A 12,604-nucleotide genomic window follows, 5' to 3' on the forward strand; every position below is an offset into this window, starting at 1 on the left:
GATGACGATGATCTTCGGCATTCCCCTGCAGGCGCTGCTCGGCCAGCTGCTGATCGGCCTGATCAACGGCTCGTTCTACGCGCTGCTCAGCCTCGGCCTCGCCATCATCTTCGGCCTGCTTAGGGTGATCAACTTCGCCCATGGCGCGCAATATATGCTCGGCGCCTTCGTCGCCTACCTGCTGCTGACCTATGCCGGCATCGGCTACTGGCCGTCACTGATCCTGGCGCCCGTTATCGTTGGCCTTGCCGGCGCTATCATCGAGCGGCTGTTCCTGCGGCGGCTCTATGATCTCGATCCGCTCTACGGCCTGCTCTTCACCTTCGGACTGGCGCTCGCGGTCGAGGGCACCTTCCGTTATCTCTACGGCTCTTCCGGCCAGCCCTATGCGACACCGGCGGCCCTTGCCGGCGGGGCCAATCTCGGCTTCATGTTCCTGCCGATCTATCGCGGCTGGGTGGTCGTCGTCTCGCTCGTCGTCTGCCTTGGCACATGGCTGCTGATCGAAAAGACCAAGCTCGGCGCCTATCTCAGGGCCGCCACCGAAAATGCCGTTTTGGTGCAGGTCTTCGGCGTCAACGTGCCGGTGCTGTTGACGCTCACCTATGCGCTCGGCGCCGGTCTCGCCGCCTTTGCCGGCGTGCTGGCGGCGCCGATCTACCAGGTCTCGCCGCTGATGGGCTCGAATATGATCATCGTCGTTTTCGCCGTCGTCGTCGTCGGCGGCATGGGATCGATCATGGGCGCGATCATCACCGGTTATGTGCTCGGCATCGCCGAGGGCCTCACCAAGGTCTTCTATCCCGAGGCGTCGAACATCGTGATCTTCGTCATCATGGCGATCGTGCTTCTCATCAGGCCCGCGGGCCTCTTCGGACGGGATGCTTGACATGGCCGACATCACCGACACCATCCGAACGGAAAAAAACAGAACCGCCCTTTCGGTGCAGGCGGGTTTCCTGCTGGCCGGGCTGCTGCTCCTGCTACTGGCGCCGTTTTTCTTCTATCCGATCTTCCTGATGAAGCTGCTCTGCTTCGCGCTCTTTGCCTGCGCCTTCAACCTGCTGCTCGGCTATACCGGCCTGCTTTCCTTCGGCCACGCCACATTCTTCGGCGGTGCTGCCTATTTCACCGCCTATACGGTGAAGGCATGGGGCTTGCCGCCGGAACTCGGCATCCTGATCGGCGTGGCGGGGGCGGCGTTTCTGGGGCTCGTCATGGGTTTCTTCGCCATCCGCCGGCAGGGCATCTATTTCGCGATGATCACGCTGGCGCTGTCGCAGATGTTCTTCTTCTTCTGCCTGCAGGCGAAGTTCACCGAGGGCGAGGACGGCATCCAGTCCGTGCCACGCGGTCATCTCTTCGGCTTCATCGATCTGAACAGCTCGACCAACATGTATTATTTCGTGCTGGCCGTGTTCATCATCGGCGTGCTGATCATCTGGCGCTTCATCAATTCACCCTTCGGCATGATCCTGAAATCGATCCGTGAGAACGAGCAACGGGCGATCTCGCTTGGCTATTCCGTGGCGCGCTACAAGCTCGGCGCCTTCGTCATGTCGGCAGCGCTTGCCGGGCTCGCGGGCGCGGTGAAATCGATCGTTTTCCAGTTTGCAACGCTGACCGACGTCGCCTGGCAGATGTCGGGCGAGGTGATCCTGATGACGCTGCTCGGCGGCATCGGCACGCTGATCGGCCCGCTCTTCGGCGCCGGGCTGGTGGTGGCGCTGGAAAACTACCTCGCCACGTCGGAATTCCCGGTGACGATCATCACCGGCATCGTCTTCATGGTCTGCGTGCTGATCTTCCGCCGTGGGATCATCGGTGAATTCTACGCCTCTCGGCTGGGGCGGAAACTGGGCTTCGTCTATCGCCGCTGAACGGGCGGACCTCTCTCTTTCCGGGAAGAATTACTCTTTCCCCAGAAAAGAGACGGGCGGCGACGCTGCGACTCTTCCTCTCCCCGGGCTGCGGGGAGGGGGAAGCGGCAAGCATCTGGAGTCTCGTCGGGGCATGGATCGTTACGACTATATCATCATCGGGGCAGGCAGCGCCGGCTGCGTGCTCGCCAACCGGCTGTCGGCCGATGGCCGGAGCCGGGTACTGCTGCTCGAAGCCGGCGGCAGCGACAATTATCACTGGATCCATATTCCAGTCGGTTATCTCTATTGCATCAACAATCCGCGCACCGACTGGTGCTTCACCACGGCGCCGGAAGCGGGGCTGAACGGCCGGGCGCTGAGCTATCCGCGCGGCAAGGTGCTCGGCGGCTGTTCGTCGATCAACGGCATGATCTACATGCGCGGTCAGGCGCGCGACTACGACCTCTGGCGGCAGATGGGATGCAGCGGCTGGGGCTGGGACGATGTTCTGCCCTTCTTCCGCAAGTCCGAAGATTTTTATCGCGGCGAAGACGAGATGCATGGTGCCGGCGGCGAATGGCGCATCGAGAAGGCGCGCGTGCGCTGGGCCGTGCTCGATGCCTTCCAGCAGGCTGCCAAGGAAGCCGGCATTCCGGAGACCGCGGATTTCAACCGCGGCAGCAATGAGGGCTCCGGCTATTTCGACGTCAATCAGCGTTCCGGCATTCGCTGGAACACGTCGAAGGCCTTCCTGCGCCCGGCGATGAAACGCTCCAACCTGACCGTGCTCACCAAGGCGCAGGTCCGGCGGCTGCTGGTGGAGGAAGGCGCCGTTGCCGGCGTCGAATTCCAGCATCGGGGCTTGGCGAAACGCGCCTATGCCGCGAAAGAAACCGTCCTTTCGGCCGGTTCGATCGGCTCTCCGCATATCCTGGAACTGTCGGGCATCGGCCGGGGCGAGGTTCTCAGCCAAGCGGGCGTCGATGTCGTCACCGAGGTCAAGGGCATTGGCGAGAACCTGCAGGACCATCTGCAACTGCGTCTGGCCTACAAAGTCACGGGCGTTCCGACGCTGAACGAGAAGGCGACGAAGCTGATTGGCAAGGCGGCGATCGGGCTCGAATATCTCGTCCGTCGCTCCGGACCGATGGCGATGGCGCCGAGCCAACTCGGCATTTTCACCCGATCGGGCCCGGACCGGGAAACGCCCGACCTGCAATATCATGTGCAGCCGGTCTCGCTGGAAAAGTTCGGCGATCCCATCCATCCTTTTCCGGCGATCACCGCGAGCGTCTGCAACCTCAGGCCGGAAAGCCGCGGTTCTGTCCACCTGTCGAGCCCGGATTTCGCCGCCCAGCCGACGATCAGCCCTAGATACCTCTCGACGCAGCGCGATCGTGACATAGCTGTCCGTTCAATACGGTTGACGCGCAAGATCGTCGCGCAGCCTTCGTTTGCCCGTTTCAGGCCGGAGGAATTCAAGCCGGGGCCAGCCTATCAGACGGAGGCCGATCTGGAGCGGGCGGCAGGCGAGATCGGCACGACGATCTTCCATCCCGTCGGCACCTGCCGCATGGGTGCCGACAGGGACAGCGTCGTCGATCCCAGGCTGAGACTCCGGGCGCTCGGCAAGCTCAGGATCGCCGACGCCTCGGTGATGCCGTCGATCACTTCGGGCAACACAAATTCGCCGACCATCATGATCGCCGAAAAGGCGGCAGCGATGATCCTCGAAGACAATTGATAGGAGAAGACCATGGCAAAGATCGCATTCATCGGCCTCGGCAACATGGGCGGGCCGATGGCCGCCAATCTGGTCAAATCAGGTCATGAGGTTTTCGGCTTCGACCTCGCGGCTTCGGTGCTGAAGGCGGCCGAGGAGAGTGGCGTCAAGCCGGCAAGCCATGCCAGCCAGGCGGTCAAGGACGCCGACATTGTCATATCAATGCTGCCGCAGGGCAGGCACGTGCTGACGGCCTGGACCGATATCCTGCAGTCCGCGGCGCAAGGCACGCTGGTCATCGATTGCTCGACCATCGATGTCGAAAGCAGCCGCAAGGCGCATGAAATGGCCAAGGCCGCCAGCTGCCTGTCGCTCGACGCTCCCGTCTCCGGCGGCACGGGCGGGGCGACCGCGGGCACGCTGACCTTCATGGCCGGCGGCACGGAAGACGCCTTCGCCAGGGCAAAACCAATCCTCGAGGCCATGGGAAAGAAGATCGTCCATTGCGGCGAGGCCGGCGCCGGCCAGGCGGCGAAGATCTGCAACAACATGATCCTCGGTATCTCGATGGTGGGCGTCTGCGAAGCCTTCGTGCTCGCCGAGAAACTTGGGCTCTCGCATCAGGCATTGTTTGACGTTGCCTCGACCTCGTCAGGCCAGTGTTGGTCGATCAATACCTATTGTCCGGTGCCCGGACCGGTGCCGAACTCGCCTGCGAACAATGGCTACAAACCGGGTTTTGCCGCGGCACTGATGCTGAAGGATCTCAGGCTCTCGCAGGAGGCGGCCCTGGCGAGCGGCGCCTCCACCCCGCTCGGCGCGGAAGCAGCACAGCTTTATGCGCTTTTCGAAAAGCAGGGCAATGGCGGAAGGGATTTTTCCGCTATCATCGAGATGTTCCGCGACAAGGCGTAGGCACCGCGGCGTCAAATCAGACCTTCGACACCGAGAAGCTGAGGCTGCTATTGCCGAGCAGGATGTCGATCTCGCCGGGTTCGGTCAGTTCGATCGCGCCGCTCAACGTGCCTGTGGTGATGAGCGCACCCGTCTTCAGCGATGTCTCAGGGCGCAAGCCGTCATTCGCGTAATCGACGAGCCAGGTGAGAACGTCGCCCTTCGGATGCTGTGCTGGACCATCATAGATCGTGCGGCCGGCATGGGTGACCTTGAGCGGCGTGCCGGCGACGGTGTCGACGACGCTTTTTTCGACCTCCGGGCCGAGCACATAGCCGCTATTGCCGAGCCGGTCGGCGAGGAACAGCAGAAACGATACGCTGCCGCTTTCCTTGACAGCGCTGATCAACAGTTCGGCGCCGAGATAGACAGCGGAGATCGCCTCGACCACCTCGGCGCGGCTGTAGGGAACGCCTGTGCGGATCGGCAGGTCCCTGCCAAGACGGACGGCGATCTCGGTTTCGAATTTCAGGCCCGGATACCAGGGAATGTCAGCGCCTGAGACGGCTTCGGCATAGGGATGCAGCGGGCCGGTGACCGCCTGGCCCTGCGGCGAGACCGTCACCTTCCAGGCATTGCTCGAAATACCGTTCGCGGCGGCAAGCAAGTCCTGCGCCTCCATCGCCTGATGGAGATCGGCTGGCAGCGCGAAAGTGTCCGTTGCCTCCTGACGACCGGCCTGTCGCAGGCTGTGAAGCCCGGCTGCAAGCGCGCGCGGATCGAATGTCTCTGTCATGCTATCTCCTCGACCTGATTTTCGAGGTGCACACTAATCACAAGACAGGGATGAACAAGGTCTGTTCTTGGAAAAGCTCCTATTCCATCGCCGCGTGCCAGCGGGTGCGATAGGCGGTCAGTCCGGGGATATCGGTCGGCGGAATATGCGTCTCGGCGCTCGACACCGGCCGGATGCCGGTCAGAAGGGCGGCACCCTGGCTGGTGCCGGTCGAACCTGGAAGCGCCATGACCTCGCGGCCGGTCAGGACCGCCAGCAGTTGGAGATAGGTCTCATTCAGCGCAAACGGCCCTTCGACGATAGCCGGGCCTTTGGCGCCGATCAGTCCGAGGCAGGCATCGGTCATCAAAGCGAGATAGAGGCAGGCAGCGGCAAAGCGCTCCTCGCGGCTTGCTTCTTCGGCACCGATCCAGCGGCTTGCCTTTCCTGGGAAAGGCCCGGAACCGAGGGCGATATTTGGCAGCAGCATCATGCCCTTGGCGATGACTGGACCGATTGCTGCCTGAGCGGCTTCTGCGTCGACAGGGCCGATCTCGGCCGAAAGGATCTCGAATTCCCGCCCACCCATGAAACGGGAAGAGGGGACGGCCCGGCCATAGGCATCGACATTGGCGAGGGTATCGCGTTTCGGATCGAGATGATCGAGATCGCCGCCGACGCCGAAATTGATGACCCATGTGCCTGTGGAGACGACGGCAAAGGGTGCCTCCCGATGAACCAGATGCGGCAGCAGCGAGGCATTGGAATCGTGAATGCCGCAATAGACCGGCACGGGCGCGGCAAGGCCGAGCTCAGCGGCGATGTCGGGCAGGACCGGGCCGAGCGCATCGAAGGCGGAGCGGATCGGCGCCATGAGGCCGCGGATGGCGAGCCTGTCGACGAGTGAGGAATAGCGGCCGGCCCTCGGGTTCCAGAGGTCGGTGTGGCAGCCGAGCGAAGTCAGCTCATTGGCGGCAACACCGGTCAGCCGCGCCGTCCAGTATTGCGCATAGGTGAGGATGGTCGCCACCTCGGCGAATTCCTCGGGAAAGGCGCTCTTCTGGTAGTGCAGCTGCGCGCCGACATTGAGACCCATCGCGAGGCGCGGCGAGAAGGTTTCATCGAAGGAGGGGCGCAGCCGCGTATAGGCATCGCGGATGTCCTGCGGATATTCGTGTTCATAGTCGATCACCGGCATGGCAAGCGTGCCGTCCCGGGCAAGCAGTGCTGCAGAGGCGCCATGGGTGGTGATCGAAATGGCGTCGAAGCCGGGCGCGCGCGCAAGGTTCTTCAGCGCATCGAGCGCAAAGGACCAGAGAGCCTCTACGTCGTAATGCGGATAGAGGCCGGTTTTGATCGTGATATTCGGCCGTTTCAACACGGCGATCTCAGCGCCCGTCTCGCTGTCGAGCACGACGACCTTGGCATTGGTCTTACCGATGTCGAGGACGGCGATGCGGCGATAGGAGGTGGCGTTCATGGCATATGGAAGACGGTGACCAGGTCGCTCTGGACCGGTGAATTATCGGGATTGGTCGCCATGATATCGGCCATATAAGCCCACCATTTTTTCACGACGGGATGCTCCGGCAGGCTCGCCATCGTGTGATCAGTGGACCGCGTCAACACGCCGAACAGCGTGTTGGTCTCGCGGTCGAGATGGATGGAATAGTCGCTGGCGCCTGACTTGCGCAGGAGATCGACCAGTTCCGGCCAGATCTCGTCATGCCGCCTGCGGTATTCGGCTTCCATGCCGGGGTTGAGCTGCATCTTGAAGGCGTGTTTTTCTGATGTCATCGGGAGCTCATGAGCTTGATACGGCGGGCGATGATCGGGATGGCGATGGTGATGATCAGAAGCAGGCCGATGAAGATCGACATGACGATGCCGGGCACGTTCAACAGGCCGAGGCCGAAGGTGACGAGACCCATGACGAAGGCGGCGATGACGACGCCGACGATGGTGCCGGAGCCGCCGAGGATCGAGATGCCGCCGAGCACGACCATGGTGACGACCTCGAGTTCCCAGCCCTGGGCGATCGACGGCCGGGTCGAGCCGAGGCGTGAGGTCAGGCAGACGGCGGCGATGCCGCTCATGACGCCGGTCAGCAGGAAGAGGATGAATTTGACGCGTTCGACCGGAATGCCGGAAAAGCGGGCGGCGAAGTCGTTGTTGCCGATCGCATAGACCTGCCGGCCAAAATTCGTCGCATGCAGCAGGATGGCGAAGAGGATCGCCAGCACAATGAAGAGCACGAATTCGAAGGAGAATACCCAGACGACATAGCCCTGGCCGAAATAGGCGAAATCCGCCGGGTATTTGCCATAGGCCTGGTCGCCAAGCACGATATAGGAAATGCCGCGGAAAAGGCTCATCGTACCGATGGTGACGACGATCGACGGCAGTTTCAGCACCGAGACCAGCACGCCGTTGAAGATGCCGCAGGCAAGGCCGGTGCCGATGCCGATCGCGACCAGCCCCGGTGTGCCGATGCCGACCTGCGCTGCCGCGCCCATCGCCGTCGAGGCGAGCGCGATGATCGCGGCGACCGAGAGGTCGATTTCGCCTGATATGACGAGCAGCGCCATGGCGAAGGCAATCATTGCCTTTTCGGTGAAGTTGAAGGTAGCGTCCGAGAGGTTCCAGGCATCGAGGAAATAGGGCGAGGCGAGCGAATTGAAGATGAAGATCAGCACGGCGACGGCAAAGAGCAGCACTTCCCAGCTCGCGAGGATGCGGCGGAAGGGCGTGCCGAGGCGGTCGGGAATGACCCGCTTTTCGTGTGTGGACACGGCGCTCATGCTGCGGCCTCCGTTCTGATCTCGGCCGCGGCGCGGTCGCGCAGGATGATTCGGCCGCGGTTGCGCTCACGCCTGGCGTTGAAGGCGACTGCGAGAATGATGACGGTTCCGGAGATCGCCATTTGCGTGAAGGGTGAAATTCCGATCACCGGCAGCGCATTCTTGATGACGCCGAGGAAGAGCGCGCCGAGCACGGTGCCGGCGACCGAGCCGACGCCGCCGGCAATCGAAATGCCGCCGATGACACAGGCCGCGACGCTGTCGAGCTCGAAGCCGTTGGCGATATCGACATAGGCGACGGCATAACGCGACACCCAGAGATAGCTCGAGAGGCCGGCCAGCGCGCCCGACAGAACAAACGCCAAAAATTTCGTCCAGCCGGTATCGATGCCGGCATAGACGGCCGCGGTCGGATTGCCGCCGGTCGCATAGGCCGAGCGGCCGAACTGGGTGTATCTGAGCAGGACATACATCAGAAGCACGATGACGATGCCCACCCAGCCGAGAACCGGCAGGCCGAGGATCGGCGTGCGCGGCACCGACAGAAAGATCGGCGTCATCTGGTGGGCGTTGACCCATGCCCCGCCCGAAAGCACGAAGGCCATGCCGCGATAGATGGTAAGCGTGCCGAGTGTGACGACGATCGGCGGGATTTCGAGCGCCCAGACGAGAAAGCCGTTGATGGCGCCGAGGCAGGCGCCGATGACGATCGCGGCAAGGATGAGCACGATGAGCGGCAGGTCGGGATAGGCGGCATTCATCATCGCGATCGCCATGCCGGTGAAGGCGAGATTGGCGGCAACCGACAGGTCGATCGATTTCGTCAGGATGACCGTCATCTGCGCGAGCGCCAGGATGATCAGGATGGAGGTATCGTTGAAAATGCCGGCGAGATTCTCCGGCGTTGCGAAATCGGCGGCGCGCGTCGAAAAGATCGCGATCATCACCACGATGATGAGGAACAGCAGGGTTTCGCGTTTTCTGATCAGTCTTGCCATGCTTTTACCTTATGCATTGCCGGTGGCGGCGCGCACCAGCGCTTCCGGCGATAGCTCGGCGCGGTCGAATATCCCGGCGGCGAGACCCTCCTTCATCACCAGGACGCGGTCCGACATGCCGATGATTTCGGGCAGTTCGGACGAGACCATGATGATCGACAGGCCCTCGGCGGCGAGTTCGCTGATGAAGCCGTGCACGGCTGCCTTCGAGCCAATGTCGATGCCCTTTGTGGGTTCATCGAGGATGATGACCTTCGGCGCCGTCGCCAGCCATTTGCCGATGACGACCTTCTGCTGGTTGCCGCCCGACAGCGTGCCGACCGGGACGGAAAGGGCGGCTGCGCGCAGATCCAGGCGCTCGGCATATTTGCGGGCGAGGGCGAATTCTTCTGCCACCCTGAGGAAGCCCCGGCGCGAGGTGCGGCTAAGCGAAGGCAGCGTCATGTTCTGGAAGATCGGCATCGGCAGCGCTAAGCCGTGGCGGCCGCGCTCCTCCGGCACATAGACGATGCCGGCGCGGATCGCGTCCTGCGGCGAATGGATGGTGATTTCGCGGCCTTCGAGCATCATGGTGCCGGAGAGCGGCCTGGTGATGCCGAAGAGCGATTGGGACAGTTCCGAACGGCCGGCACCGATCAGGCCGTATATGCCGAGAATCTCGCCCTGGCGCAGGGTGAAGGAGATGTCGCGGAATTCGGTGCGATGGGTGTAGTTGCGGATCTCCAGAACTGGGCCGCCGATGGCGACGTCGACCTTGGGAAAAGCGTTCTCGACGTCGCGGCCGACCATCATGCGGACGATCTCGTCCTGCGGCGTTTCCTTGAGCCGGCCCTGGCCGACGGCGCGGCCGTCGCGGAAGACGACGAAATCATCGGCGATCTCGTAGACTTCGTCGAACTTGTGGCTGATGAAGAGGATCGCCTTGCCCTTTTCCTTCAGGCCCCGGACGATGCGGAAGAGATCGTCGATCTCCTTGCGGGAAAGCGCTGCCGTCGGCTCGTCCATGATGACGATGCGGGCCTCGATCGACAGAGCGCGCGCAATCGCCACCAGGTGGCGCTGCGCGATCGAAAGGTCCTTCAGGCGGATCGTCGGGTCGATATTGCTTTCGAGCGCGGTCAGCAGCGCTTTGGCGCGGCTGTTCATCGCCTGCCAGTCGATGGTGCGCAGACGCGTGCGCGGCGCATGGCCGAGGAAAATGTTTTCGGCAACCGTCAGTTCGTCAAACAGCACGGTTTCCTGATGGATGGCGGTGACGCCGGCGTCGATTGCGGCCTGGGCGCTGGCAAAGGTCACCGGCTGGCCGTCGACCAGGATCTCGCCTTCGTTCGGCCTGTAGATGCCGGTGAGGATCTTGACCAGCGTCGATTTGCCGGCGCCGTTTTCGCCGATCAGCGCGGTCACCGTGCCGGGATGCAGCGCGATGCTGACATTGTCGAGCGCCTTCACGCCCGGAAAGATCTGGGAGATGCAACGCATTTCCAGAATGGCGGGCGCATCACCGGTTTTGCTGTCCGTGGCGGTTTGTTGAAAGGCGGCGTTCATCAAGCTTCTACCAGTGTCGAATGAGAATCCCGGCGGCCATCAAGCCGCCGGGCTTTTATGCGATGGCTCTAGATCAGAAGACCTTGGAGAACTGGTCGATATTCGAAGCATTATAGACGAAGGGATCGGCCATGGCGGCTTCACCATTGGCGCCGACCTTGATCTTGCCCATGCGGCCGGCTTCGATCTCGCTGCCCGGCTTGCCGTCGGTCTCGCCCTTGACGAGGCGATAGGCGATCTGCGTTGCGGAGTAACCGAGATCGATCGGGTTCCAGATGGCGAATTCCTTCGTCGCGCCCGACTTGATCGCGCCGGCCATTTCGGATGGCAGGCCGAGACCGGTGACGTAGACCTTGCCGATAAGGCCCTTGTCTTCGACGACCTTGGACGCGGCGAGAACGCCGACCGTCGTCGGAGCGACGATGACCTTGATGTTCGGGTTCGCCTTCAACAGGCCTTCGGCTTCACGATAGGACTTGTCCGAAAGGTCGTCGCCATAGACGGTGGTGACGAGGTTGAGGCCCGGGAAATCCTTGAGCTGCTTCTTCATCTGGTCGATCCAGATGTTCTGGTTGGTCGAGGTGGTCGTGGCTGACAGGATGGCGAAGTCACCCTTGCCGCCGTCGAGATGGTCCTTGACCAGCGTCAGGCACATCTTGCCTATCAACTCGTTGGACGACGGGTTGAGCTGCAGGATACGGCCTTCAGGTGCGACGCCGGAATCCCAGGAGATGACCTTGATGCCGCGCTGTGTAGCCTTCTTCAGCGCCGGAACGAGCGCGTCGGGATCGTTGGCCGAGACCGCGATGGCGCTGACGCCCTGGGCGATCAGCGAGTTGATGACTTCGATCTGGCCTTCGGCCGTCGTCGTCGTCGGACCGGTATAGATGACCTCGACGCCGCCGAGTTCCTTGGCGGCTTCCTGCGCACCCTTGTTGGCGGCATCGAAGAAGCCGTTGCCGAGCGACTTGACGACGAGACCGATCTTGATGTCGGCAGCACTTGCCGTTCCGGCCATCATGCCGACGGCAAATGCCACGCCTATTGCGAGTTTCTTTGCGAGTTTCATGCTTTCATCCTCCCACTTGATTGACACTCTTCACACCTCCCCGGCGCCTTATGCGACCGACGAGGAATCCTCCTTGATTGCCTGGGCGACCGGGCTCGCGACAATGAGCCTGATGCCGGCATTCTCGATCATCCTGGCGGCTTCCTCTGGAATGCCGTCATCGGTGATGATGGTAGACACACGCTCGAGCGGGCACAGAATGAGGCTCGACCGGCGATGGAATTTGCTGGAATCGGCCATGACGACCAGTTCGTCGGCCTGATGCATCAGCTTCTGCTCGCTCTGGATGATCAGCGCGTCGGCTTCCATGATGCCGAGCGGGCCGATGCCCTGCGCGCCGATGAAGAAGCGGCGGGCGTAGAAATTGCGGATCGCGTCATTGTCGAAGGGGGAGAGGATCAGGCTCTGCTCGCGATAGATCGCGCCGCCCGGCACCGTCACCGTGTTCTTCGAGTGCTTGACCAGATGTTCGGCGATCGCGAAAGAATTGGTCATCACCTGCAGGCGGTGCGCCGCCATGAAATGCACCATCTGGAAGGTGGTCGTGCCACCGTTGATGATGATCGCGTCGCCCGGATCGCAAAGCTCGACCGCCTGGCGTGCGATTGCGCGCTTCTTATCGATATTGACCGATTCCGAAACGCGGAAGGGGCGCCCGGCGAGATTTCCGAGCTGCGGCGGATGCACCGCTTCGGCGCCGCCGCGCACACGCCGGATCTTGCCCTGGACATGAAGAGCCGCGATGTCGCGCCGAATCGTCGCCTCGGAAGCCTCGGTCAGTTCGGAAATATCCTGAACCGTCACGACGGACTTTTCCTGAACGGCGCTCAGTATGATGCGATGGCGTTCGCGTTCGTGCATGGGGCTCCTCCTTGAACCGTTTATTTCGCACATATGACAATGTGTCAATCAAAAACGATCATAAATTTTCATATTG

At 62.1% G+C, this 12,604-nt stretch carries 12 protein-coding genes; 4 read left to right on the forward strand and 8 right to left on the reverse strand.

Translation table 11 applies throughout. From position 1 onward, the window contains the following. Nucleotide 1 precedes the first annotated feature (1 nt). The 4 genes from ACS4RR_RS32010 (at nucleotide 2) to mmsB (ending at nucleotide 4,500) form a co-directional block, all read left to right on the forward strand. Complete coding sequence (locus tag ACS4RR_RS32010) at nucleotides 2–889, forward strand: branched-chain amino acid ABC transporter permease (RefSeq protein ID WP_003553893.1); 888 nt, start codon at nucleotides 2–4, stop codon at nucleotides 887–889. A gap of 1 nt (nucleotide 890) precedes the next feature. Then, complete coding sequence (locus ACS4RR_RS32015; protein WP_170279521.1) at nucleotides 891–1,880, forward strand: branched-chain amino acid ABC transporter permease; 990 nt, start codon at nucleotides 891–893, stop codon at nucleotides 1,878–1,880. Nucleotides 1,881–2,013: 133 nt separating this feature from the next. Continuing rightward, a complete protein-coding gene (locus ACS4RR_RS32020) occupies nucleotides 2,014–3,606 on the forward strand; it encodes a GMC family oxidoreductase (RefSeq protein WP_222385258.1) in 1,593 nt (530 codons plus the stop codon). A gap of 12 nt (nucleotides 3,607–3,618) precedes the next feature. Further along, nucleotides 3,619–4,500 (forward strand): 3-hydroxyisobutyrate dehydrogenase, encoded by an 882-nt coding sequence (gene mmsB / locus ACS4RR_RS32025; RefSeq protein ID WP_222385259.1) that lies wholly within the window; start codon nucleotides 3,619–3,621, stop codon nucleotides 4,498–4,500. Nucleotides 4,501–4,516: 16 nt separating this feature from the next. Here mmsB and ACS4RR_RS32030 read toward each other — a convergent pair whose 3' ends face one another. The 8 genes from ACS4RR_RS32030 to ACS4RR_RS32065 form a co-directional block, all read right to left on the reverse strand. Continuing rightward, nucleotides 4,517–5,275, reverse strand: coding sequence for a fumarylacetoacetate hydrolase family protein (locus ACS4RR_RS32030; RefSeq protein WP_170279519.1), 759 nt, complete (start codon nucleotides 5,273–5,275; stop codon nucleotides 4,517–4,519). 79 nt (nucleotides 5,276–5,354) lie between these two features. After that, nucleotides 5,355–6,734, reverse strand: coding sequence for an FGGY-family carbohydrate kinase (locus ACS4RR_RS32035; RefSeq protein ID WP_222385260.1), 1,380 nt, complete (start codon nucleotides 6,732–6,734; stop codon nucleotides 5,355–5,357). Beyond that, a complete protein-coding gene (gene rhaM, locus ACS4RR_RS32040; protein WP_260111835.1) occupies nucleotides 6,731–7,051 on the reverse strand; it encodes an L-rhamnose mutarotase in 321 nt (106 codons plus the stop codon). Before rhaM ends, ACS4RR_RS32035 begins: the two co-directional genes overlap by 4 nt. Further along, entirely contained in the window at nucleotides 7,048–8,055 is a 1,008-nt protein-coding gene (locus tag ACS4RR_RS32045; RefSeq protein WP_130703870.1) for an ABC transporter permease, read from the reverse strand. Before ACS4RR_RS32045 ends, rhaM begins: the two co-directional genes overlap by 4 nt. Further along, nucleotides 8,052–9,053: an ABC transporter permease gene (locus ACS4RR_RS32050; RefSeq protein ID WP_170258347.1), complete on the reverse strand. Its 1,002-nt coding sequence runs from the start codon at nucleotides 9,051–9,053 to the stop codon at nucleotides 8,052–8,054. The genes ACS4RR_RS32045 and ACS4RR_RS32050 overlap by 4 nt, the downstream gene beginning before the upstream one ends. A gap of 9 nt (nucleotides 9,054–9,062) precedes the next feature. Beyond that, nucleotides 9,063–10,598 carry a sugar ABC transporter ATP-binding protein gene (locus ACS4RR_RS32055; RefSeq protein ID WP_260111836.1) on the reverse strand — a complete coding sequence of 512 codons (1,536 nt, stop codon included), beginning with the start codon at nucleotides 10,596–10,598 and terminating at the stop codon, nucleotides 9,063–9,065. A gap of 73 nt (nucleotides 10,599–10,671) precedes the next feature. Next, on the reverse strand, nucleotides 10,672–11,667 hold the full coding sequence (rhaS, locus tag ACS4RR_RS32060) for a rhamnose ABC transporter substrate-binding protein (protein ID WP_260111837.1): 996 nt from the start codon (nucleotides 11,665–11,667) through the stop codon (nucleotides 10,672–10,674). A 48-nt stretch (nucleotides 11,668–11,715) separates the two neighbouring features. Further along, the gene (locus tag ACS4RR_RS32065; RefSeq protein WP_170277693.1) at nucleotides 11,716–12,528 is read right to left on the reverse strand and encodes a DeoR/GlpR family DNA-binding transcription regulator; all 813 of its coding nucleotides are present in this window, start codon (nucleotides 12,526–12,528) and stop codon (nucleotides 11,716–11,718) included. Nucleotides 12,529–12,604 lie beyond the last annotated feature (76 nt).

Source organism: Rhizobium zaerense (assembly GCF_051810725.1).
Lineage (GTDB): Bacteria > Pseudomonadota > Alphaproteobacteria > Rhizobiales > Rhizobiaceae > Rhizobium > Rhizobium leguminosarum_I.

What these genes read in the sequence shown, in the direction of transcription:
- ACS4RR_RS32010 (WP_003553893.1), top strand. Translation starts at nt 2, where the DNA reads ATGACGATGATCTTCGGCATTCCCCTGCAGGCGCTGCTCGGCCAGCTG.
- ACS4RR_RS32015 (WP_170279521.1), top strand. Translation starts at nt 891, where the DNA reads ATGGCCGACATCACCGACACCATCCGAACGGAAAAAAACAGAACCGCC.
- ACS4RR_RS32020 (WP_222385258.1), top strand. Translation starts at nt 2,014, where the DNA reads ATGGATCGTTACGACTATATCATCATCGGGGCAGGCAGCGCCGGCTGC.
- mmsB (WP_222385259.1), top strand. Translation starts at nt 3,619, where the DNA reads ATGGCAAAGATCGCATTCATCGGCCTCGGCAACATGGGCGGGCCGATG.
- ACS4RR_RS32030 (WP_170279519.1), bottom strand. Translation starts at nt 5,275, where the DNA reads ATGACAGAGACATTCGATCCGCGCGCGCTTGCAGCCGGGCTTCACAGC.
- ACS4RR_RS32035 (WP_222385260.1), bottom strand. Translation starts at nt 6,734, where the DNA reads ATGAACGCCACCTCCTATCGCCGCATCGCCGTCCTCGACATCGGTAAG.
- rhaM (WP_260111835.1), bottom strand. Translation starts at nt 7,051, where the DNA reads ATGACATCAGAAAAACACGCCTTCAAGATGCAGCTCAACCCCGGCATG.
- ACS4RR_RS32045 (WP_130703870.1), bottom strand. Translation starts at nt 8,055, where the DNA reads ATGAGCGCCGTGTCCACACACGAAAAGCGGGTCATTCCCGACCGCCTC.
- ACS4RR_RS32050 (WP_170258347.1), bottom strand. Translation starts at nt 9,053, where the DNA reads ATGGCAAGACTGATCAGAAAACGCGAAACCCTGCTGTTCCTCATCATC.
- ACS4RR_RS32055 (WP_260111836.1), bottom strand. Translation starts at nt 10,598, where the DNA reads ATGAACGCCGCCTTTCAACAAACCGCCACGGACAGCAAAACCGGTGAT.
- rhaS (WP_260111837.1), bottom strand. Translation starts at nt 11,667, where the DNA reads ATGAAACTCGCAAAGAAACTCGCAATAGGCGTGGCATTTGCCGTCGGC.
- ACS4RR_RS32065 (WP_170277693.1), bottom strand. Translation starts at nt 12,528, where the DNA reads ATGCACGAACGCGAACGCCATCGCATCATACTGAGCGCCGTTCAGGAA.